Source organism: Mesorhizobium sp. M0088 (genome assembly GCF_040322895.1).
Taxonomy (GTDB): domain Bacteria; phylum Pseudomonadota; class Alphaproteobacteria; order Rhizobiales; family Rhizobiaceae; genus Mesorhizobium.
Window position 1 is genome coordinate 177,801 of the sequence record NZ_JAMYUI010000012.1, and the last position, 23,852, is coordinate 201,652.

Genomic DNA, 23,852 nt, shown 5'->3' on the forward strand with positions numbered 1-23,852 from the left:
TGTATACCCAGGGTTGTAGATCGTCGCACCAAATGGTGGCCTTTCTACCTCATCAACGTAGCCATCATGGGAACGGCGGCGTGGCAAGCCCGGTAAATCCGCTCGTTTGCGCCGTCGCGGTAGATGCAGAAACAACTGTATTGCGGCCGTTCAGATAAGCGATCACGGCAGCAGTATCCATGGCGCCCCCAGCATAGCCGCTAAGGTTGATCGTCCCGTTGTTGCGCTGACGTACCCGGATGTCACCAGCCGCCATGGTGCCGCCAAGCGAATGCGTAAAGATGTTCGCGAGCGCGCCGGCGCCGCCTATGCTCAGATCGACAGATGCACCATTTCCCTCCGGGTCCGTGACGGCTGACTGGACGAGAATGCCAGCAGCCGCATCTCCGGTCCCATCCAGTTTGATGTCAATCGCGTTGCCGGTTATCTGGGCCAGGATGCTGCCGGCGCCGTCCTGTCCGGTCTGGACAAGGATGGCGCGTTGCGTGCCGGCATAGTCGATGGAGTTGTTTTTGATTCCGACCCGCATGGCGCCGCCGCCGGCATTGAATACGGATATGCCATCCGCTGTCAGCCCGTTTGCGACCGTGATGGTATTGCTTTCAAGTCGAGCGTCAAAAGTAAAGCCGTTGTCGAACGCCGACCCGAGCAGGCTCACCACGACGAAGTCGCCCGCCGCCGTGCTGCTCAGCGTGTTGCCGGTGGCGACGAGGCTCACATCGCTGTTGTCCCCGGCGCTGACGGACAGCTGATCGTTGTTGCTGCTCGAAGTGCTGTTGATGACGTTCAGGTTCATTGTGGAGTTGTCGAATGCATCGGCGACGATGCCACCGCTGAAGTTGTTGCTCGAATTGGCACCCGAGAAGTTGATCGTGGCGTTCGACGTTCCACGGATGCCGAACAGATACCCGCTGCCAAGCACGGCGCCAGTCGAGCTGCCGCCTGAAATCGTCAGCGCGAGCGTGCCGGACTGGGTCTGCAGCTGGAAGTTGTCGTCGCCGCTGCCTGTGATCGTGGTGTTGGTGACCGCGCTGGTGCCGGACATGTTGTAGAAATGGATGCCATCTTCGTCCGCTCCATTGCCCGCATTCGATATGCTGCTGTTGCTGAGCGTGAAGTTCGAAACCGTATTGCCGTTGATGCCTTGCTCGGCGCCGCCCGAAATGGCGATCCGGTCCAGCGTCGCCGTAGAGACGTTTTGAAGATGGATGGCCGCGTTGGTCGTGAGGTTGTCACCAGTCGAAAGCCCCGAATTGTCGGCATCGAGATCGTCGGTGCCGGCATTGGTGAAATTCATGTTCTTCAACGTGATGTTGCTCGCGCTGATGAAACTGGCGCCGCGCCCGGTTGTGTTCTGAATTGTGCCGCCCGAGCCGGCGGTGGTGCCGACACCTGTAACGGTCAATCCACCCGAGCCCGTATTGTTGAGCACGATGCCGTTGGTGCCGCCATTCGCCGAAATGCTCTGGAAATTCAGCCCGCTGGCGCCGATCGTCGTGTTGACGACGTTGAGCGCCGTGCCTGTGCCGGAGGTGATCGTGTTGCCGGTGCCCTGCACCGTCACCGTGCCGCCGCCGGTCGCGTTGAAGCCGTCGCCGCTCGTTGTGGTGATAACCAGCCCGCCATTGGTGAAGTTGATGGTGGCGCCGGGGTTGCTGGTCATGATGACGGCGGCGTTGACACCGGTCGAGAGCGTCTTGACCGCGCCGCCGAAGTTGATCGTGCCGCCGACGTTGCTGAGCACGGCAATGCCCAGCCCGCCGTCGTTGCGAGTGATCGAACTGGCGCTGTCGAAATTGACCGAGCCGCCGGCCATGCCGCGGATGTTGGCGACATTGCCGCCAGGGTTGGTGATGTCGACATTGTTCAGGTTGACGACCGCGCTGACGTCGTCATTGCCTGGCGTGCCCTGGTCGCCATCGACGACGAAGGCATTGTTCGCAGCCCCCGCGTCGGTCTGGATGGCGACATTGTTGAAAGTGTAGGTGCCGGTCGCATTGTTGGTCGAATCGCCGAGAATGGTGATGCCGGCCGTGCCCGTCAGGCTGGCATTGTTGACGGTGACGCTGCCCGCCGCGCCGTCGATCACAATGCCGGTGCCGCCGGTGTCGTTGAGCCCGTTCGCCACGGCAGTGGTGAAATTCACCGAACCGCCGGCGGTGTCGGCGACGACGATCATGCGCTGGCCGGCGGTGGCTTGCGTGATCGTGCCGGCATAGGTGACGGTGGCGGTGCCGCCATTGACGTTGAACGCCGTGCCGCTGGGGCTGATGATCGAGGTGCCGGTGCCGAAATTGAACGTGCCGCCCGAGCCGTTGAGGATGTCGACGCTGGCATTGCCGCCATTGAGCGTCGTCGTGCCGACGAAACTGTAGATGCCGTCCGCATTGTCGAACTGCAGGCCGGTACCGTTCGTCGCCGACAGCGTACCGGTAGCGAAGTTGAGCGAGCCGCTGTGCCCGCCCGTGACGCTGACGAGGGTGGCATTGTTCGACTGGCTGACATTGCCGGTATAGTTGAGGTTGGCGGTGCCGCCGCTGACAGCGATGGTTGCCGCGCTGCCGCCGACCAGCGTGCCGGCGCCGAGATTGATCGTCCCCAACCCGATCACGTTGGTGAGGACGACGGCGCTGTTGCCGCCGGCGCCGTTGCTGGTCGAGGAAAAATTCATGCCGGTGGCCGCGACGGTGACGCCGCTCAGGTTCATCGCCACACCGGTGCCCGTGGCGATGGAGTTGCCCACGCCGGTGACGCTGATCGTGCCGGAGCCCGTGGCATTGAAGCCGGCGCCTGCCGAGGTCACGATCGCCAGCCCGCCGCCGTTGAAATTGACCGTCACCGGGGCGCTGTTGCCGGCAATATCGACGCCAAGCCCGCCGCTGCTCATGCCGATGGCGTAGCTGGCGCCGCTGATGTTGTAGGTGCCGCCGGTGTTGGCGGTGATCGATATGCCGGTGCCTCCACCGGTAAAGCTGTTCGAGGCGCCGGACACCGTCACCGTACCGCCTGCATTGTTGTTCAGCGATACGCCCAGCCCGCTGGCCGTCAGATTACCACTCAGGGCGACGATGCCGGCGCCGGCAAGCCGGCTCTGGACATTCAGCGCCGGACTGAATGCGCCCGAATTGTTGACCGTGCCCGAATAGCTCACGGCAGCCGTGCCGCCGACGACATTGAACGACGCGCCCGTTGCGCCGCTCAGCGCACCAGTTCCAAGTCCAACAATGCCCGTGACATCGGTCAGGCTGACATTGTTGATGCCACCGGCCGACGAGGTCGAATCGAGCGCGATGGTGGCGGCGACACCGGAGAGATTGATCGCTGTGCCGCCGGTTGCGTTCACCGTCTGGGCGGCAGCCGTAGCGGTGATGCCCATCGTGCCGCCGGTGGCGAGAATGCCGGTGCCGGCGGTGGTGTCGATGGTCAAGCCGTTGGTGAAGCTGGTTGTGCCGCCGGCCTGCGAGAGGCCAACGCCGCTGGTCGTGTCGATGTTGGCGAGGCCGGTGACGTTGAGCGTGCCGGTCTGGACTCGGATGCCGCCGCCTGTGTTGGGGACGGTGGCATTGTTCACCGTCACCGTGTTGAAGTTGAAGGTGCCGGTGTTGGTGTTGGTGTTGACGGCATCGATGCCAAAGCCTGTCGTGTTGCCGATGGCGGTCGCGCCAGTAACGGTGAAGGTACCAGCGACGCCGTCGAAGATGATGCCGCTCGCGCCGCCACTGGCGTTTACGGTGGCAAACGTCATGTTGACGGTCAGCGGATCGAGATCGAACGCCGCGCCGTTGGTGGTGGTGACCACGCCACCGGTGTTGTTCAGCGTGAAGGTGGTGGTTTTGGTGTTGGCGATGACACCGGTGCCGCCATTGTTGGCAAGGCTGAGCGTGCCCAGATTAAGGGTACCGCTGGTGTTGGTGAAACTGAGGCCATTGCCCTGGACGCGAGCGCCTGGGTTACCGATGCCGAGCGTGCCGGCGCTGACGGTGCCGCCGGCGCCGTCGGAATCGAAGCGGACATTGCTGAAGGCGATGCCGCCACTGCCGGCGCCCCCGGTCACCGTATTGCCGGCAAACGAGCTGATCGCAATTGAATTCAGGTCGGCATCGATGTTCTGGCCGGTGAACGACGCCGCCAGTCCGGACGCGGTCGACCTGAGCGTGTTGCCGTCGATCGAAAGCAGAAGCGTATTGGCCGGAGCTCCCGTGGTGGAGAAATCGAGCGCGTTGCCGCCGGCGGTGATGGTGTTGTTCCTGACGAAGAAACTGGAGGCGCCGGTCGCGTTGGCGGCAACGCCCGCACCGGAACCGAGATTGCTGACGATCAGGTTCTGGATGCCGCCCGTGAAGATGCCGCTGCCTGATGTCGCCAGATTGATGACCTGCGTGGCGTTATTGCTCTGCAGGACCGGCCGCAGCGTGTCGATGCCCGCCGGCGCCGCGATGATGGGCGAATTCTGCACCGTGGTGAAGTGGAACGCCGGCGACGCGCCGGCGCTGGTGTCGACCCCGAGCTGGGAGACATCGATCGCCGCGTCGTTGCTCTTGAAGGCGAGCAGCACCTGTCCGTCATCGAGTTGGAACGACGTCGCGCCGAGGTCGATCGTCGCCTGGCCGCCGTCGACGGTCTTGTCGATCAGCACAATGACATTGGCCGAAGACGTCTGGGCGTTGGCGTAGGTGCCTGGATTGAGCAGACTGCCGTCGCCAAGGGCGGTGGCATCGGCCGTGACATAGTAGACCTTGTAGGAGGACAGGTTCGAAATGTCGCCATCGAAATTGACGTCGTTGAAATTGTAGTCGCCGTTGGTCGGCAAAGTGTCGGTGGCGTGGATGACCTGGCCGCCTGTGGTCTTGATCGACGATTCGGCCGGGCCGGCGCCGTCGCCGAACACGAGCTGGGCGTTGGTGGCGCTGGAGAACTGGACCCCATAGCCTACATTTTCGATCTTGGAGGTCTGTCCCGCCGGATTGTTGTTGACCGTGTCGCCGAGCTGGATCGTGCCGGTGCCGGTCGTGTCGGCCATGTCGATGCCGATCGTGCCGGCAAAACCGCCGCCGTCGACGTCGAAATCGCCAGCGGTGATGTTGCTCGCGCCGAGCGACGCGCCGTTGAGGTCGAGACCGATGGTGTTCGCCGCGCCAAGCCCGATGTTCAGGCTGGCGAAATTCAACGTCGAGCCGAGCGTGTCGGAAATGTCGACACCGCGCGCATTGGCACCGGTGATGCCTAGCAGGTTGACCGTGCCGAGATCGATTACGCCGCCGCTGACATTGTTGAGCGATATGCCGGTCGCCGCGCCATTGACCGAAATCGTATCGAACTTGATACCACCGGCACCAACCGTCGCGCCTTTCGCCCCGGCGACGACCGCCGTCGCGTCGCCAAGCTTCAGCGCCGTGCCGCCGTTCGTGGTCGTGATGGTGTTGCCGGCGCCGGTGACGCTGACTGTTCCCGAACCGAAGGTGCTGGCGGTGAAGCCGGCGCCGCTGCTGGTGGTGATGACAAGGCCGCCATTGGTGAAGGCGAGCGTGCCCTTGGTCTGCGGGTCCATCACGTACGACGGTGCCTTGACGATGGCATCGTTGGCGCCGGTGTTGAATATCTTCGACGTGCCGGAGAAGGTGACCGTGCCGTTGGCCGAGCCGCCGATGGCGACACCCTCGCCACCGCTGTGATCGATGGTGCTCGAAATATCGTATATGCCTTCGGCATGGCCAAAGAAGTCGAAGGCCGTCGATGACGTGGTGGAAACGACGGAACCGCTCATGTTCAGACGGGTCGCATCGCCCGTGGCGCTTAACACCGCGCCCACACCGACCGTGATCGAACCTTTGTAGGTCAGCGTGGTGAAGGCCAGGTCATTGCCGCCGCCGAGGCTGATAGCCGAGAGGGTGGTGTTCGTGATGCTGGCGCTGCCGTTGATGCCGACGTTGACGGTCCCGCCCTGCGAGCTCTGTATGATGCCGAACTGGCCGCCATCGATGGTCAGGGTGGATCCGGCGACATTGGCGATGTTGACGGTACCAACCTCGGGACCGCCGATATTGAACCCGGCATATTGGACGTCGAGATCGATCGTCCCGGTGAAATTGACCTCTCCGGTGCCACTCAGGGCGTACAGCCAGGCGCCGGTGTATCCAGTATCCCTCAGGCCGCCGATGTTGACATCCCCGACGAGATTGGCGCCCAACAGTGTCACTCCGGCACCGCCGGGGTCGCCGGGAAGGGGGATCGTGGAGTCCGCCGAGATGCTGTCGAAGGTAATGCCGGCGCTGCCGACATTGGCACCATACACAGCAAGCCCGTCGCTGCCGGCATTGATCTTGTTGCCCGCGCCGGTGACGGTAATAATGGTGGAGGTTGCGCCAGCCGGGCCTAAATCGCCAATTGCGACGAAGCCCGCCCCGGCCATTGTCGATATATCAAGGCCGCCATGGGTGAAGTCGATCGTGCTGTTGGTATTGAGTGCCGGGGCGCCTGAGCCGTAATTGCCAATGATGCCCAAGCTCACGCCGTCCGTCGCGCCCGAGCTGATCACCTTGCTGGTGCCCGAGAAGGTGATCGCGGCTGCGTCGTTGCCGGCAACGAAAATGTTGCCGCCGGCCGCAGCATTGGCATCGGTGAGATTGCCCGACAGCGTCACCGAGCCACCGGTCATGCTCTGGATCGACGCCGCGGCGCCCGTGCCGTTGCTGGCAATCGTGCCGCCATAGGAAGTCGTCGCGTTGCCGCCGCTGGCTGCGGTCCCCGAGCCGACATTGAACGACGTGCCCGAACCGGTGTTGGTCAGCGTACCGGTGCCGAAGCTTGCCGTGCCGGCCAGGTTCTGCAGGTCGATGCCGCTGCCGGAAGCGAATGTGGCACTTGTCGAGGCGAAGTTGATACCGGCCGTGATGCCATCGAGCGCCACCGCCTGCGCGTTGGTGGCGTTGATCGTGCCGGTCACGACATTGACCGTGCCGCCGCCGATGGCGCTGAACGCTGTCACGCCCGATGTGGTGATGTCCAGATCGGCGAAGGTGACCGTAGAGCCAGCGTTGTTGGTGAGCGAGGCGCCATTGCCGTTGACTGTGACCTTGTCGGTGAAGTTGATCGTGCCGCCGGTGCGGTTGGCGATCGAGATGCCGCCGCCGGTCAGCGTGCCCGCCGGTCCGCTGTTGGGCAAGGTGCCGCGCGTGACCGTGATGTTGCCGGCGCCGCCATCGACGTCGAGCAGCGTGCCGGCGACGTTGACGTTGTTGTCCGTGATCGACAAATTGCTGTCGAGACCGGCGACCTTGAACGCCGTCTGGCCGGTGGCGACATTGCTGACGGTGACGCCCTGGATGACGATGCCGCCGACATTGCTGAAGCCGGCAGCATTCTGGTCGATGGTGAAGACCGAACCGCTGCCGCCGGTGAAGTCGAACGCGGTGTCGCGCACCTGGTTGCTGCCGAGCAGCTGCAACGTATCGCCGCCCGTGCTCTTGACCACGCCCTCATTGCCGGTGACGTTGCCACCGGTGGCGCCGAGATTGCCCTGGACATTGATCGGCTGGATGGTGCCGGAGGTGATGATCGAACTGCCGTTGCCGAAGCCGGTGATCGACTGGCCCGAATCGAGCGTGAACGGCGTGGCGCTCAGATCGACCGTGCCGACAAAGGCGAAGGTCAGTGTGCCGGTCATGGCATCGGCCTGAGCGGCCGTGACCGTGGTCACCGCGGCGCTGAGCCCGTTGGTGCCGGCAGCGATCACGCCACCGTCCTGGGAAATCATGACGACCCCGCCGACCGCGCTGGCCAGATTGGCGCTGCCGGTGAAGGCGACATCGTCGAAATCATAATTGCCGAGCGTCGGATCGAGCCCGATCGTGTTGACCGTGTAGCCGCCACTGGCCGCTGTGATCGAGGATTGCAGCACAGTCGCGTCGCCGTCGCCGAAGGTGAAGTTGGCGTTGGCCGACGTTGCCGTCGTGCCGCCCGACGACAGTTCGACGCCGACACCAGCATTGGAAATGCTGGAGCCCTGCAGAAAGGTGATGGTCTTGTTGCCCGTCGTCGATGACAGGTCGATGCCGCGCGAGGTGAGGTCGCCGGTGCCGGTGATCGTTGTCACGCCGAAATCGGCCGTGGTCGATGAACCGCTGAAGTCGATGCCGGTCTGGTTGGCGCCGGAGCCCATCGTCACATTGGTTGTTCCAAATGTGACATCGGCATTGGTCAGGGCGAAGTTGATGCCGGCTGGACCGACGGTCGAACCCATCGTCACGCTGGTGGTGCCGAAGGTGACGGCGCCGGCATTGTTGGTGATGTCGATGCCATTGCCCGTGGCGCCCGACACGGTCACCGCCCCGAAGGTCGCCGATGCGGTGCTGGCGACATTGGCGACGGCCAGGCCGGTGGCAGTGGCGCCGGTGATCGACAGCGGAGCTGTGACGTTCAGCGTCGCGGTTCCGGCAAGGCCGGTGACGACGGCGCCACCGCCGCCCGTCGCAGACAGCGTCGAGCCGATGAAGCTGATCGCGCCGCCGACCGGGGGCAGCGTCGAGCCGATCGCGAAAAGATTGCCGGTGCCGGTCGAGGTGACGCTGCCGCTGAAGGTCACCGAGCCGCCGGTGGTGCCGTCGACCTTGACCGCTATGCCTGGCACGGTTGCCGAGCTGGAGATGTTGGCCGCCACACCGATTGTCGCGCTGCCGCCGGAAACAACGACACCGTCGCCAGTGCCCGAATTGGCGATGGCGCCACCGAGGATCGCGATCGAGCCGGTGTTGTTGGTCAGGCTGACATCGGTGCCCGCGACATTGGTCGTCACCAGATTGGTGATGGTGAAGGTCGATGACGAAGCGTTGATTGCAAGGCCGTTGATGCCGCCACCGGTGCCGCCGATGGTGACATTGCCACCCAGGAAGGGGCCGCCCGAGACGGCATTGAAGTTGAGCGCCGTGGCTTGCGCAACGCCTGTCGTGATGCTGTCGAACGCCATGCCGCCGGTGCCGATGGTGACGCCGTCGAGATTGATCGTGTGGCCGGTGCCGGTGGTGATCTGCTCCGTGCCTGCGGCCGCGACTGTGATCGTGCCGCCCCCGGTGGCGCTGAAGCCGGTGCCGGTGGTCGTGGTCAGATCCAGCCCGCCGGTGAACTTGATTGTGCCGCCGGTGTTGCCGCTCAGGTTGATGGCAAAGGCGGTGGCGGTGCTGGCGGTGATCGCTCCACCGAACGTGGCGCTGCCGCCGCTCATGCCGGAGATCCCCACCGCGCTGGTAGCAGCGGTCTGGTTGATGGTGCCGTTGTAGGTGACGTTGGGCGTCGAGTTGCTGATGGAGAAGGCGTTGCTGCTCGTGTTGGCGATGGAACTCCCGACCCCGAAGGTCAAGGTTCCGCTGGAGCTGCCGACGATGCCTATGCCTACGCCGCCGCCGGTGATGTCGAGATCGTCGAAGGTGGCGATGCCGTCGAAATTGTTGGCGGACAGCGCCGCACTGGTGGCGTTGGTGATCTTGGTGTTGCCGGTGAAATTGACGGTCGCGCTCGAACCGACAAGCACGATGCCGATTTCAGATGCGGTCTGGACGGTCAGGTCGTCGACCGAGACCGTACCGGTCACTCCATCGAGTAAGAGGCCGGTGGCGACATTGCTGACCGTCACGCCCTGGACGGTCAGGTCATTGATGCCCACGCCGTGGATGCCGGCGGCGGCGCCCCCGGAAATATTGAAATCGAGCAACGTGTTGCCGTTGCCCAGCGTCACGATATCGCCGCCGCCGGAACTGGTCAGCGTTGCCGCGCCCGCGGAATCCGAGATGGATTCGTCATGATGGACGTTGGTGCCGGTGACATTCAACGGCACCCCGCCGAGCGAAAACTCACGGCCGTTGCCGAACGACGCCAGTTCCTGTCCGTCGCTCAGCGAGAAGCCGGTGGCGTCGTCGATCGTCCCGCGGTTGACCAGGACAATGATGGCGTCGCTGGCGGTAATGCTGTCGGCATAATCGATCGAGGCGAGATCGGTGATCGACGTGCCGCCGCCCGAAGCCCCGGCCGCGACGAAGATGTAATTGCGCATATCGTAGAGTTGCGGGCCGGTAAACTGCGTCGTGCCGAAGGCGTAGTGGCCGCTGCCCTCATTGAGCCCGCGCGCATCGAGCGAGGCGGTGATGCCGGAGATGGAGCTGGAACCGCCGCCGAAGGTAAACTCGGCGTTGGCCGTGGCCCCCGGCGTGCCGGCAATGCCCAGCCGCACGCCGGTATCGACATTGGCGATGACGCCACCAGCGGTGATGGTGATCACCGCGCCGCCGACGCTCGGCGAGGTCAGGTCGATGCCGATCGAGCCGGCCGCACCGGTGCCGGTGATGTTGAGCGACTGCGCGGTGAAATTGGTTTTGCTGCCGGCGAAGTCGAGGCCGGTGCCGACACCCAGTCCGGAGATGACGATGTTGCCGGCGACCACCGCCGCATTGACGCCGGCAAACGAGATGCCATCGGCGCCGGGATTGGTGATGTTGATGTCGCCGAAGCGGATCGCCGCCGGCGAATCCGAAATGGCGATCGCCGGTCCGGTCGTGTCGGAGATCGTCGTCGCACCGTTGACGGTGAAGCTGCCGGCGACATTCTCGAGCACGACACCCGACGTGCCGCCGCTCTGGCTGATCGAGTCCAGCACCACATGAGCGGTGATCGGATCGATGAAGACGGCGGTGCCGCCATTGCCCGATATTGTGCCGCCGGTGGTTGTGAACGTCCCGCCGGTCGACGTGCCCTGCACGGTGATGCCGCGATCGGCATTGTCCTGCGCATTGACGGTGGCGAAGGTGTAGGTGCCCTTGCCGGTGATATCGAGACCGTCGTCGAGATTGCCCTGCAGCAGCGTCGTGCCGGTGAAATTGTAGGTGCCGTCGCCGTCGATATGCAGGCCATCGAGGCCGTTGCCCGTGGCGGTGAAGTTGGAGCCGGTGATGCCGGTCGAGCTGCCGGTGAAGTCGGCGCCGTTGCCGCCCGCACCGGTGACCGTCACATTGGTCAGCGTCGCGCCGGTGATGTTGTTGCCGAAGATGCCGTCGGCGCCGCCGGTGATGGTGATGCCGTTGAGCGTGTTGCCGTTGCCGAGCGTGATGACGGGGTTGGCGACGTTGGTGCCCTGGATCGTGCCATCGCTGCCGCCCAGGTTGAAGGTGCTGGTGCCGCCGCCGAAAAGCCTGGCGGTGACGCTTTCGCCGCCGCCGATGACGGTCTGTCCATTGGCAAGCGTCACGCCGCCGGTCGTCAGATTGCCGTTGCCGCCAAGCGCGACGACAAAGCCGTTCGCACCCGACTTGGTCACGGCGTCGTCCAGAGTCGTCGGGTCGGCCAGCGTGCCGGCGCCGGCGAGGTCGCCATCGGCGAAATAGAACTTGCCGAAGGCGGCATTGGTGGCGGCGTTGATCGCGACACGCGTCGTCGAGCCGCCGGTCAGCGTCTGCGACTGGACGCGGACGCCGATATCGCCACGCACGCGTTCGTTGACGCGCTTGCGCAGGCCTTCGCTGACCGGATAGACCGGCTCCGGCCCGCTATCGGCCCCATTTTCGGCTCCATTGTCCGAGCCGCTGCCGGGATTGAACGGGATGTTCAGCCGCACACTGCCGGCGAACTGGGTGTCGTCGCGATTGTCGTTGCGGACCTCGCCGGCGAAGACCAGTTCCGTCTTGCTGCCGAAGACATCTCCGATCGTATACTCGAACCCGGCCTTGGCGCCGGTGACGCTGCCGTCGTCGCCGTGCGGGTCCTCGAAATGATAGCCGCCGATGTCGAGCCGCAGCGAATGCTTGTCGGGCAGGGCGACCGGCACCTGCGCACCGATCTCGCCCTCGATGCCCCACGCGGCGTAGTCGCGGTGGTCAAGGACCGAGATCTGCTCGATCAGCTGGTTGCTGACCATCGACAGGGTCGAACTGGTCGAGTGATCCGTCGAATCGCCCTTGATCGGCAGATAGACGTTCACATGCGCATCGAAATGTGGCGTGATCGCCTCGGCGCCCAGCGTGGCGGCGGTGAACTGGGTGGAGTTGTAGTTCTCGAGGTTGAGATAGGCGTAGCCGCCGATCATCAGGTCCGGGTTGACGATGCGGCGAATGCCGAGGCCGACATCCTGGCCGGAACCATCCTTGAAATCATGCTTGGCCCGGACATCCAGGAACAGCACGGATTCGGCCGTCTGCTTGAGCGGGATGAAACCTTCGAGCGCGGCGTTGCCGCCATTGTTGTCGGCGCCGATGATGGCGCGGATCTGCGGCTGCCACAGGCCGTTCGGATCGGCATGGGCCGTCAGACCGGAAAGGCCGAGCGCCAGCGTCGTCAGCGCCGTCGTCTTCCAAAGATGCCTGGCGATTTGCGAACGGCGATAGCCAGCGCGAACGTGGAAATCCTCCCCACGCGCCGCTATCTCACCAACTTGCCGAGAAGTCTCGGTAGTTCCCATCCCTGGCGAGTCCTTCGGGGACTACACGCGCCCCGTGTAGATTCTTACTCGAATTCTATTGTATAGCGAGTCCTGGCCGATCCGATTTCTAGAGCTTTCCTGCAAAATTGCTCGCTGTGTCTGAAAGGCCACAGTAATTTCGCCGGCTTGCTTGCCTCCGGCTCGGCTTTCGGAACAGTCGCGTGTGTTGTATCAAGCCATGCTCGGGAGAATACCGGGGCGCGGCGAGGAAACATGCAAGGCATCCGGCAAAACAACATGGCACTTACTTTAGACAAGTCTAATTTACTTGGCATGGCCGCGGGGCTGGCCGCCCTGTGGCTTGGTCTGGCCGCCGGCCCAGCCCTTGCCGAAGATGCCAAGCCGGCCCAGCCAAAGCCGGCTGAAAGCAATGCAAAACCGGCCGATGCCAATCCGTGGGCGGTGAACTGCTCCAGCGGTTCGGCGACCACCGAGCTTCAGTGCCAGGTGTCGCAGAACCTGACCGAGGCCAAGACCGGGCAGCGCGTGCTGACCGTGACCGTGCGCCGCGACAACGGCAATGGCAGCCTCGCCATGCTGCTTGCCCTGCCGCACGGCCTGTTCCTGCCGTCCGGCGCCTCCTTCCAGATCGACCAGGGCCAGAAGACGACGATTGCCATCCAGACCAGCGACCAGAACGGCGCCTATGCCGCCACGCCGCTGTCGGCGGATCTCATCAAGGCCATGAAGTCCGGGACCAATCTGAACATCGGCATGGAATCGGTCACCCGCAAGCCGGTCACCATCCCGGTGTCGCTGGCCGGCTTCACCGCCGCCGTGGCCAAGCTGGAATCGATCAAGTAGCTGCTGCCAGCGGCTTGATTGTCGATGCCCGGAATGCTCCGTTGCCGCTTCGGACAGTGGAGAAACCCATGACAGGCTTTGTCGATCGCCAGCGCGCGGCGCAACTGATGGACCGCGCCGGCATCGCGGCGCTGGTGCTGTGCGCGCCTGAGGCCTTCCACTATGCGACCGGAGCCGCGATCGGGCCGTCGGGACTGTTCCGGCGCGCCGGCGCCGGCTTCGTCGTCATCCCGGCTGGCCGAGACCTGCCGATGGGCGTCGTGGTGGCGGATTTCAATGCGGGACAGCTGCAACTGGCTCTGTCGGATGCCGTCATCCGCAGCCACCCGATCTGGATCGAAACCGCCACGCTTGACGCCTCGACCGCAGGGCAAGGGCTGGCGCAACGCGTCGAGGCCGGCCTTGCCTCGTCTGGCCGGGCGCCTGGCTTTTCCCGGCCGGCAACATTCGAACTTGCCCGTTCCGTCCGCGAACTGAAGGAGATCCTGAGCGGGTTCGGACTTGAGCGCGCAAGGATCGGCGTCGATCTCGATTTTATTCCCGCCGCCGATCTCTCGGTCATCCAGGCGCTGCTGCCGGGCTGCACGATGGTCGACGGCTCGGCCGTGCTCGACAGGTTGCGGGCCATCAAGTCGCCGCGCGAGATCGATCTGCTCCAGCAAGGCATCATCCTGTCGGAAGCCGGGCTGGAGCGGCTGCAGGTCGATGCCATGGCCGGCATGCGTCAGGGCGATCTCATTGCCCTCTATCGGCAAGGCGTCGCCACGGCCGCGTCCGGCCTGTCCCATCCGGTCGCCACAGCCGAATATGTGACGCTTGGCGCGAAGGCCAAAAGCACCGATGCGAAAGCCATGCCTGGCGATCCGCTGAAGTGCGACATGGTCTGCACGGTCGGCGGCTACGCCTCCGACATGTCGCGCAACTTCACCTTCGGATCGCCATCCGCCGAGCAGGCCGAACTGCACGCGATCGCCGAGCGGGCCTTTGACGACGGGCTGGCCGCGCTTGTTCCGGGAGCCACGCTCGCCCACGTGCATCGCGTCGCCACCGACAGCCTGGCGCGGCAAGGGCTGCGCACCTACCGCCGCGGTCATTTCGGCCATGGCGTCGGCCAGTCGGTCTTCTCGGAGCAATGGCCGTTCATCGCCGCCGATAGCGATGTCGTCATCGAAGCCGGCATGGTGCTGGCCTTCGAGATCCCGCTCTACATAGACGGCCTCGCCAGCTTCAATCTCGAGGACCAGTTCCTGATCACGCCGGACGGGCCTGTCGCCATGAACCGCCTGCCGAGGCGGCTGGAGAGGATTGGGTAGCCGGCTTCAAGTCTGCAACGCAGGCCGCGCGCCATCCGCCAGCACCTAACCACTCACCGGTGGCCGCCGATCGCTCCACGGCATCTCCTGCTCCAGCTGCGCCGACGCGGCCAGCACCGTTGCCTCGTCACCGTAGCGGCCGACCAGTTGCACGCCGATCGGCACGCCGTCTTTCGACCAGCCGAGCGGCAGCGAGATCGCCGGCTGGCCGGAGATGTTGAAGGGGAACGCAAACACCGAATCCGCCCACTTGGCGTTGTAGCGGTCGATGTCCGTCTCCGACATGTCGTAATAGCCGAACGGACGCGGCAGCTGCGTCAGGGTCGGGGTGATGAAGATATCGTAGGCGCCGAGGTCGCCGACGATGTCGCGGCCGACCTGCCTGAGCTGCTCGACATCGGAGATGTGCCTGGTGCCGCTGGTCGAGCGGCCGCGCTCGATGATTGCCCAAGTCACCGCCTCGACATCGCCTGGCGTCACCGGCCGGCCGATCACCGTCTCAAGGTAGTCGAACGTCGCCGCCGTCTGCACGCAGGTCATGTTGGTGTAGGTCTTCCACACAGCGTTCGCGTCGAGCGGCATATCGTGCTCCTCGACGTCGTGGCCGAGCCGCTCGAGCGCAGCCACGGTTGCCAGCACCGCCGCCTTCACCTCCGCATCGATCGCCGTGCCGTTGGGTGGCGTGACGGAAAAGCCGATGCGCAGCTTCTTTGGCGCCCGCGCTGAGAGGCTGAGCCAGCTGCCATCAGGAACCGGCGGCGTATAGGGGTCGCCGGGCAGCGCGCCAGCCACCGCATCGAGATAGGCTGCCGTGTCGCGCACGGTGCGCGAGCAGCACAGGAAGTACGCGCCGCCATACCAATAGTCGCCGAACGGCGCGAGACTGACACGGCCGCGCGACGGCTTCAGGCCGACGATACCGCAGCAGGAGGCCGGGATGCGGATCGAGCCGGCGCCATCGCTGGCCTCGGCGATCGGCACCATGCGCGAAGCGATGGCCGCGGCAGCGCCGCCGCTCGAGCCGCCGGGCGTGATGCCTTCCTTCCACGGGTTCTTGGTGACGCCATAGAGCTTCGGCTCCGTCGTGATCGACCAGCCATTTTCCGGCGCGTTCGACTTGCCGACCAGAACCAGCCCGGCCGCCTTCATGCGGCGAACGACCTCGGTGTCGAAATCGGCAACGACATCCCTGAGGTAGAATGAGGAGTTGGTGTTCGGTGCCCCGGTCCAGGACGAGGCCAGCTCCTTGAGCAGGAACGGCACGCCGGCGAAGGGCGCTGATGTGTCGATTGTCTCGGCCTGGGCGCGCGCCATGTCGTAGAGGCGATGGATGACCGCATTGAGCGTCGGGTTGAGCCGCTCGACCAGCGTGATCGCCGCCTCCACCAGTTCCCCCGGTGAAACGTCGCCCCGCTTCACAAGTGCCGCAAGGTCGAGCGCGTCGGACTCGGCATAGGTTTTCAGCAGACTGTCGGTGACCATGTCTCTCTCCCGTCGTTCGTTGATCTTGCCAACGTTGGCGCCGCCCCTCATCCGCCTGCCGGCACCTTCTCCCCGTATAGTGACGGGGAGAAGGGAGACGCTCCAACGCTGACGACCCCCTCTCCCCGTTCTTCACGGGGAGAGGGTAAGGGTGAGGGGCAGCGCCGGCCTGAAACGATTGCCGCCAGCAGCCGGATTGCGTCAGGCCAGGTCGATGGTCCGCCCCAGTGCGATGCTCTGTTCGGCGGCCAGCACGATGCGCAGGCTGTTGACTGCCGCATCCATCTGCTCGGTCAAATCGAGATCCTCGCGGATGGCGCGCAGGAAGAAGGCCTGCTCGCGGTCGCAGAGCTCCTGGTGGCCGGGCTCGTCCTCCATGCTGACGATCTCGTCGAGCTTCGAGAAATTCTTGTCGCCGTCGACCTGAGCATAATGGATCTTCAGCGCATCGGTCTTGGTGTGGCGGTCGATGTCGGCGGAGCTCGAAACCTCTGCCAGTTCGGCAGCACTGTTCGCCTGCTGGCCGGCGACGATCGACACCGCGCCCTTGGGGCCGACCACGTCCTTCACGAAATAGGCCGTCTCGCTCATCATCGGGCCCCAGCCCGCTTCGTACCAGCCGACCGAACCGTCATCGAAGGTGACGTGCAGGTGGCCGTAATTCTGCTTGTCGGCTTCCGCCCACAGCTTGGCGCCGATGCCATGCACGCGCACCGGCTTGGCGCCGGTCAGCTGGCACATGACGTCGACATAGTGGACGCCGCAATCGACGATCGGGATCAGCGAATCGATCAGGTTCTTGTGCCAGTGCCAGGCGCTGCCGCTGCTCTGCTGGTTGAGGTTGAGCCGCATCACAAGCGGCTTGCCGAGCGTCTTGCCGACCTCGATGAACTTGATCCATGACGGGTGGACGCGCAGGATATAGCCGAGCACCAGCTTGCGGTTCTTCGCCCGCGCCGCCGCGACAACCTTCTCGGCATCCTCATTGTTGGTGGCGAGCGGCTTTTCCATGAACACATGGCAGTTGGCGGCGATTGCCTTCAGCGCATATTCGGCGTGGGTGTTCGGCCAGCTGTTGATCGACACCGCGTCCGGTTTTGTTTCCTTCAGCGCCTGGTCGAAATCCTCGTAGAGTGGGTAGCCGGCTAACTCTCCCGGAATCTTCGTGTTGCTCTTGATCGAGCGGCTCATAATGCCGACGATCTCAAAACCGTCGAGCCGGTGATACGCGCTGGCATGCGACGCACCCATATTGCCGAGACCCACCACCAGCACTTTTACTCTGTCGGACACCGCTGCCTCCCAAATTCTTCATTGAATCTTGGGCGGCGCTGTTGCCGTCGCCCGCATGTTTATCCAGGACAATCACCTTAGGTTGGCGCCGCCCCTCATTGCCCTGCCGGGCATTTCTCCCCGTATAGTGACGGGGAGAAAGGGCTGGCCGCAATGTTGGCGATTGGCGAAATCATCAACGACAGCGTCCCCTCGCCCCGTTTACGGGGAGAGGATGCCGGCAGGCAGGTGAGGGGCGGCGCTGACCTGGACAATTGCCAGCCCTACTTCACCGCCGAATCGAACAGATGCGCCTTGATCTTCTCGACATCGAGCGCGGCAAAACCTTCCGACAGCTTGACGCCGTCGGCATCGGCCTTGACCTTGGCCTTGTCGAAATCATTGGCCGGGCCGATCAAATCGTTGGTGCAGACATCCTCGGCCTTCACCGGAGCGGTGATCTGGCCGATCTTGTGGATCTCGTCGAAGAAGCCCTGCCAGCTCGCCATGTCGTGCGAGCCCCAGCCGCCGCGCTTGTCCATGTCGCCGCGGAAGACGTTGATCTGCTGCAGGATCGACGTGGTGCCGAGCTCCGGCCCGAGATTCTTGGCCAGCGTCGGGAACTGCTCGAACACCGCTTCGACCGCCGCGCGGGGATTCTGGTAGCCGAATTCGAGGCCCATCGCCCAGCCGCGCAGGTACTTTTCCAGCAACGCCTTCTTGTCGGCGTCCTCCAGATCGGCGGCGCGCACGACGAAAGTATTGGCCGGCAGCTTTGAGTTCTGCACGCCGAGCCAGTATTCGAAGTCGAGCCCCTTGGCGATCCATTCGGCGCGCAGGCCTTCCCACGACAGGGCAGCGTCGCCCTGGCCGCCGGCAAGAGCCGTGCCCCATGTCGGCCAGCCGGCTTCGACATATTTGACCTTCTTGATGTCGACGCCCTGCGCCGCCAGCAGCGGGTCGGTGATCGACTGCCAGGCGGCGGAGCCGAGCAGTATGGTCTTGCCTTCCAGCTTCTTCAGATCGTTCGATCCCTCGCCCTTGCGGAAGGCGATGCTGAACGTGTCGCGGGCGCCCATATGGAACACCGACTTCAGCTTCATGCCGTTCTGGATGGCGAAAGAGAACACGCCGGGCGACGGGAAGCCCATATCGGCCTGGCCGACATCGACGAACTTCACCGTCGCGGTGCCGTCCGACGGCCCCGGCTGCATGTCGGTGTCCAGCCCATCGAAATAGCCGGCCTTCTTGGCTGCCCAGTAGGGATAGTCGTCGAGCACTTCGAGCGTGCCGCGCGGCGAGATCCAGGTGAATTTTCCGTAGGGTTCGGCCCTGGCCTTCAGCCCGGTGGCGCCAAGCGCCGTCGCGGTCACCAGCCCGGCGCCGGTCACCTGCAGGAAAGTGCGGCGGCTGATCCCCGCCGGGCTGATGGAGTTTTCTTTGGTCATGGCATTCCCCTTTTTTGTTTGATGTCAATCTCTTGCCGCCCGCCTCCCGGGCGCCGTCTGTACTTTTGTGTTCAAGCCTCCCAGCTCGCCCATTTCTTGCCGATCAGGAAGAACAGCACGTAGATCAGGATGCCGAGCGTCGACAGGATCAGCACCACGGCGAAGAACTGCGGCATCTGGATCATCGACGAATAGGTCGTCAGCCGGTTGCCGAGGCCGAAGCCGCCGCCGACCATCTCCGCGCCGACCGCGGTCAACAGGCCGAAGATGGCGCCGATCATCAGCCCGACCAGGATCATCGGCAGCGCCATCGGCGCACGGATCTTCCAGAAGATCTGCAGGGTGCTGGCGCCATAGGAGCGTGCCAGCGCGATCTTGGCGCTGTCGACGCGGCGAAAGCCTGTGGCGGCGTTGATCATCACCATCGGCCCGGCGGCCAGCGCCACCGCGATGATGCGCGGCGTGTAGCCGAAGCCGAAGCGCAGGATCAGAAGCGGCACCAGTGCCAGCATCGGCGTGGTGACCAGCAGCAGGATGTAGGGCGCGACGATCTTCTCGGCGAAGGGGAACTGGGTGATGACGGCGGCCAGCACCAGGCCGATGATGGCGCCGATGGTGAAGCCGGACACCAGCTCGACCAGCGTGTAGCCGAGATGCGGCGCGATCAGCGGGAACTCGTCGAACAGCGCATAGGCGATCGAGCTCGGCGGCGGCATGATGTAGAGCGGCACGTGGAACAGCCGCAGCGCCAGTTCGATGCCGCCGATGATGATCACCGCCACGGCAAGAATGGCCGCCACCTCCTTGCCCGACTTGATGCCGGGGCCGCTGGCGAAGGCCGACAGATTGGTCAGGCTGACCTCGTGGCCGTCGGCAGACTTGGATTTGGAGAATTCCGGAATGGCGTCGCCTCCGCTCACGGCCTGATCCTCACGATCTCGGCGCTCGCGCGCTCCGGCGCTTTTGGCCGCATGCGTTCGCCGACAATGTCCATCTTGATACGGTTGGTGAGGTCGAAGACCTCCTTCGTCGCCATGATCTCCAGCGAGCGTGGCCGCGCAAACGGCACGCGGTATTCCTTGGCGACGCGGCCCGGCCGGGCGCTCAGCACCACGACCCGGTCGGAGAGGAAGATCGCCTCCTCGATCGAGTGGGTGATGAAGACGATCGTTGTCTTGGTGTCGAGCCAGATCTCCTCGACCAGCCGGTTCATCTCCTCGCGGGTGAAGCTGTCGAGCGCGCCGAACGGCTCGTCCATCAAAAGCACCGAGGGCTTCAGCGCCAGCGCCCGCACGATCGCCGCGCGCTGCTGCATGCCGCCGGAAAGCTCGCGCGGAAACTTGCCGCCGAAGCCGTCGAGACCGACGCGGTTGAGCAGATGCGCGATCCACGCCCGGTCCGGCTTCTCGCCCTTGATCTCGAAGGGAAAGCGGATGTTGGCGTCGAGATTGCGCCACGGCAGGAGGTTCGCCTCCTGGAAGACGATGCCGATATCGGGATGCGGACCGGTGATCGCCTTGCCGTCGAGCCGGATCTCGCCGCTGGTCAGGCTGTGCAGGCCCGACATCGACCACAAGAGCGTGGTCTTGCCGCAGCCGGAAGGGCCGACGATCGAGACGATTTCATTGGCGCTGACATCGAGGCTGCAGCGGTCCAGCGCCAGCAGGTCGCCGGAGGCGGTGTGATAGATCTTGGTCGCTGCCTGCACGCCAAGCTTCGGCTTTTTTGCATCGCCCGTATTCATCTGCCCCCCGGGAAGATTGCGCGATGATCCATTGGCTCATCCCCAGCGAAAATCAGTCTGTAACTATCCTACTTTCCTGTCAAGCACCGACGATGGCCACCGTATCAGGAAAATCGATTAGTATGCCTATCTGATTGTTTTAATATCGGTTTTGCGGCCTTGAAATGCATGTTGCTTTCCTACATACTTCGGAACTGACACGGATCGGAGAGGACCGGAGGAAGGTGATCTTTACCCTACGACACGCTGCGGTTGCGATGCGGTCGGGCGCGTGGAGCCAGGGCGTGCAAACATGCTAAGACGGCAGCCTCGCAACCCAGGGAAAGACCAGGACCCCATGAACGAAGCTGGCAGCCAGGACGAGCCTGTTCCAGGCCAGGATACCGAGGGGCGCGATCCTGTCCGGCGCATTCCCGACATCATCTCGCTGGTCAAGGATTCCTACAGCGAATTGCGCCCGGCCGAACGGCGTGTCGCCGATGTCGTGCTCGACGACGTCAAATATGCCGTCGACGCGTCCAACGCCGCCCTTGCCCAGCGCGCCGGGGTCAGCGAACCGACGGTGACCCGGTTCTGCCGCGCTATCGGCTGCGAGGGCGTGCGCGACTTCAAGCTGAAGCTGGCGCAGAGCCTCGTCGTCGGTGCGCTCTATCTGGCCAAGTCGCCCTCCGTCAGCAATGACAATGGCATGCCGTTCTGGAACGCCGTCTTCGGCGAGGCGCGCCGGGCGCTGCAGGAGGCCGAGCGGCAGCTCGACCCGGCGCAGCTGCAGAAAGCCGCCGATCTGATCGCCAAGGCGCGCCAGGTCACCGTGTTCGGCCTCGGCGGCAGCTCCTCGGCGCTGGCGCAGGAAACCCAATACCGGCTGTTCCGCTACGGCATCACCGTCAGCGCCCAGTGCGACCCCTATCTGATGCGCATGACCGCCTCGACGCTCAAGCCGGGCGATCTGGTGATCGCCATTTCGGCGACCGGACGCACCCGCGAGGTGATCGAGGCCGTCGATCTCGCCAAGCACTACCGCGCCAACGCCATCGCCGTAACCGCGCCCGACACCGAACTCGCCCGCGCCTGCGACGTCAGGTTGACGGTGGCGGTCCCGGAATATCCCGACACGCTGAAGCCGACGGCCTCGCGCTTCGCCTTCCTGGCGGCGATCGACCTTCTGGCGGTGGCCTCGGCCTACAAGCTCGACGGTTCGGCCCGCGAGACCGTGCGCCGCATCAAATACAACGCCCAGATCCACCGCACCGGCAAGGAGATGGAGCCGCTCGGAGATTAGGGCTGCGCTTTTCCTTCTCCCCTTGTGGGAGAAGGTGGATCGGCGCGTAGCGCCGAGACGGTTGAGGGGTGGGTGACGGAGTGCCGTCGGCGCCAAGCTGGAGCACCCCTCATCCGACCTCACTTCGTGAGGCCACCTTCTCCCACAGGGGGAGAAGGGAAGACCGGACAGCGCCAATGTGAAACGAAAGAGGAAAGAAATGCTCGAAATAGCACCGACGAAAAAGGCAGCCGCATGGCTCGAATCCCTGGCGCAGGCGCTCGCAGCCGGCGACGCTGCGGCGGCGAGCAACCTGTTCGTCGACGATTGCTACTGGCGCGATCTCCTGACCTTCACCTGGAACATCACCACCATGGAAGGCCGCGAGGCGATCGCCGGTATGCTGGCGGCGACGCTGGCGACGGCCAAGCCCAGCGCGTGGCACCTGACCGGCGAGGCGACCTCGGACGAGGGCATCATCGAGGCCTGGTTCAGCTTCGAAACCGCGGTGGCCAGGGGAGAGGGCATCATACGGCTGCGCGACGGGCGCTGCCGCACGCTGTTCACGGCAATGACGGACCTGAAAGGCTTCGAGGAGCGCAAGGGGGCGGGGCGGCCGCTCGGCGTGCGCCACAAGGCCGATCCCCAGCGTGAGACATGGTCGGAGGCGCGGGCGCGCGAGACGCGCGAGCTCGGCTCCGATGAACAGCCCTACTGCCTGGTCATCGGCGGCGGCCAGGGCGGCATCATGCTGGGGGCGCGGCTGCGCCAGCTCGGCGTGCCCACCATCGTCATCGAGAAGAATGCGCGGCCGGGCGATTCCTGGCGCAACCGCTACCGCACGCTCGTGCTGCACGACCCGGTCTGGTACGACCATCTGCCCTACATTCCCTTCCCCGAAAACTGGCCGGTGTTCACGCCCAAGGACAAGATGGGCGACTGGCTGGAAATGTACACGCGCGTCATGGAACTCAACTATTGGGTCGCCACCAAATGTCTCAGCGCGTCCTATGATGAGGCCGAAAAAGTCTGGACCGTGGTGGTCGACCGCGTCGGCCGCCAGATCACGCTGAAGCCCAAGCACATCGTCTTTGCCACCGGCGCCTACGGTCCGCCACGGCGGATCGATCTGCCGGGCGCCGACCGGTTCAAGGGCGAGTTGCTGCACTCCAGCCAGTATGCCAGCGGCGACAAATTCCGCGGCAGACGAGTCGCGGTCATCGGCGCGGCAAGCTCCGGCCACGATGTCTGCGTCGACCTCTGGGAAAGCGGCGCCGAGGTCACCATGATCCAGCGTTCGCCGACGACGGTGGTCAAATCGGACACGCTGATGGAAGTCGGCTTCGAGATCTTCTCGGAAGACGCACTGGCGCGCGGCATCACCACCGAGAAGGCCGACATGATCGTCGCCTCGACGCCGTTCGCGCTGGTGCCCAAGGGCCAGCGGGCGCTTTACGAGGTGATCAAGGCGCGCGACGCGGCCTTTTACGACCGCTTGCGCGCCGCCGGCTTCGCCATCGATTTCGGCGACGACGAGACCGGCCTTCTGATGAAGGCCTACCGCACCGGCTCCGGCTACTATATCGATGTCGGCGCTTCCGACCTGATCATCGGCGGCAAGATCGGCATCCGCAGCGGCGTCGCCATCAAGTCGCTGACCCCGAGCGGCATCCTGTTCGAGGACGGCAGTGAACTCGCCGCCGACGCCATCATCGCCTGCACCGGCTATCAGTCGATGAACGAGACGGTGGCTTCGATCGTCTCGCGCGAAGTCGCCGACAAGGTCGGCCCCTGCTGGGGGCTTGGCTCGGGCGTCAAGGGCGATCCCGGACCCTGGCAAGGCGAGCTGCGCAACATGTGGAAGCCGACCGCGCAGGAAGCGCTTTGGTTCCACGGCGGCAATCTGGCGCTGTCGCGCTTCTATTCGAAATATGTGGCGCTGCAGATCAAGGCGCGGATGGAAGGCATTGAGACGCCGGTTTACGGGAAGCCGAGCAATTCAGGCGCTGCTGATCTCCCCCCTCGAGGGGGAGATGTCGCCGAAGGCGACAGAGGGGGTCGCCGTGCGTAG

At 64.4% G+C, this 23,852-nt stretch carries 10 protein-coding genes; 4 read left to right on the forward strand and 6 right to left on the reverse strand.

The window, feature by feature from the left end; all coding sequences use genetic code 11:
* Positions 1-64: 64 nt before the first annotated feature.
* Complete coding sequence (locus NKJ67_RS16575; RefSeq protein WP_352581961.1) at positions 65-12,436, reverse strand: beta strand repeat-containing protein; 12,372 nt, start codon at positions 12,434-12,436, stop codon at positions 65-67.
* A gap of 258 nt (positions 12,437-12,694) precedes the next feature.
* Between NKJ67_RS16575 and NKJ67_RS16580 the strand changes: the two genes are divergently transcribed.
* Together NKJ67_RS16580 and NKJ67_RS16585 are read left to right on the forward strand one after the other, a co-directional pair.
* The gene (locus NKJ67_RS16580; RefSeq protein WP_245481823.1) at positions 12,695-13,261 is read left to right on the forward strand and encodes an invasion associated locus B family protein; all 567 of its coding nucleotides are present in this window, start codon (positions 12,695-12,697) and stop codon (positions 13,259-13,261) included.
* A gap of 68 nt (positions 13,262-13,329) precedes the next feature.
* The gene (locus tag NKJ67_RS16585) at positions 13,330-14,574 is read left to right on the forward strand and encodes a M24 family metallopeptidase (protein ID WP_352581962.1); all 1,245 of its coding nucleotides are present in this window, start codon (positions 13,330-13,332) and stop codon (positions 14,572-14,574) included.
* Positions 14,575-14,619: 45 nt separating this feature from the next.
* On the opposite strand, the gene NKJ67_RS16590 is transcribed toward NKJ67_RS16585, so the two are convergent.
* The 5 genes from NKJ67_RS16590 to NKJ67_RS16610 all read right to left on the reverse strand — a co-directional run bounded on the left by NKJ67_RS16590 (position 14,620) and on the right by NKJ67_RS16610 (position 20,520).
* Positions 14,620-16,056, reverse strand: a complete 1,437-nt coding sequence (locus NKJ67_RS16590; RefSeq protein WP_352581963.1) for an amidase — start codon at positions 16,054-16,056, stop codon at positions 14,620-14,622.
* Between the two features lie 201 nt (positions 16,057-16,257).
* Positions 16,258-17,349 (reverse strand): Gfo/Idh/MocA family protein, encoded by a 1,092-nt coding sequence (locus NKJ67_RS16595; RefSeq protein WP_352581964.1) that lies wholly within the window; start codon positions 17,347-17,349, stop codon positions 16,258-16,260.
* Positions 17,350-17,612: 263 nt separating this feature from the next.
* The gene (locus NKJ67_RS16600) at positions 17,613-18,776 is read right to left on the reverse strand and encodes an ABC transporter substrate-binding protein (protein ID WP_352581965.1); all 1,164 of its coding nucleotides are present in this window, start codon (positions 18,774-18,776) and stop codon (positions 17,613-17,615) included.
* 71 nt (positions 18,777-18,847) lie between these two features.
* Complete coding sequence (locus NKJ67_RS16605; RefSeq protein ID WP_127267335.1) at positions 18,848-19,696, reverse strand: ABC transporter permease; 849 nt, start codon at positions 19,694-19,696, stop codon at positions 18,848-18,850.
* Entirely contained in the window at positions 19,693-20,520 is an 828-nt protein-coding gene (locus NKJ67_RS16610; protein WP_352581967.1) for an ABC transporter ATP-binding protein, read from the reverse strand. Before NKJ67_RS16610 ends, NKJ67_RS16605 begins: the two co-directional genes overlap by 4 nt.
* A gap of 337 nt (positions 20,521-20,857) precedes the next feature.
* Here NKJ67_RS16610 and NKJ67_RS16615 point away from each other — a divergent pair, with 337 nt between their 5' ends.
* Entirely contained in the window at positions 20,858-21,802 is a 945-nt protein-coding gene (locus tag NKJ67_RS16615; protein ID WP_352581968.1) for a MurR/RpiR family transcriptional regulator, read from the forward strand.
* 199 nt (positions 21,803-22,001) lie between these two features.
* Positions 22,002-23,852 (forward strand): flavin-containing monooxygenase, encoded by a 1,851-nt coding sequence (locus tag NKJ67_RS16620; RefSeq protein ID WP_352581969.1) that lies wholly within the window; start codon positions 22,002-22,004, stop codon positions 23,850-23,852.

Excerpts from the sequence above, each read along its gene's own strand:
- NKJ67_RS16580 (WP_245481823.1), top strand. The coding sequence starts at position 12,695 with ATGGCACTTACTTTAGACAAGTCTAATTTACTTGGCATGGCCGCGGGG.
- NKJ67_RS16590 (WP_352581963.1), bottom strand. The coding sequence starts at position 16,056 with ATGGTCACCGACAGTCTGCTGAAAACCTATGCCGAGTCCGACGCGCTC.
- NKJ67_RS16585 (WP_352581962.1), top strand. The coding sequence starts at position 13,330 with ATGACAGGCTTTGTCGATCGCCAGCGCGCGGCGCAACTGATGGACCGC.
- NKJ67_RS16610 (WP_352581967.1), bottom strand. The coding sequence starts at position 20,520 with ATGAATACGGGCGATGCAAAAAAGCCGAAGCTTGGCGTGCAGGCAGCG.
- NKJ67_RS16615 (WP_352581968.1), top strand. The coding sequence starts at position 20,858 with ATGAACGAAGCTGGCAGCCAGGACGAGCCTGTTCCAGGCCAGGATACC.
- NKJ67_RS16600 (WP_352581965.1), bottom strand. The coding sequence starts at position 18,776 with ATGACCAAAGAAAACTCCATCAGCCCGGCGGGGATCAGCCGCCGCACT.
- NKJ67_RS16575 (WP_352581961.1), bottom strand. The coding sequence starts at position 12,436 with ATGGGAACTACCGAGACTTCTCGGCAAGTTGGTGAGATAGCGGCGCGT.
- NKJ67_RS16620 (WP_352581969.1), top strand. The coding sequence starts at position 22,002 with ATGCTCGAAATAGCACCGACGAAAAAGGCAGCCGCATGGCTCGAATCC.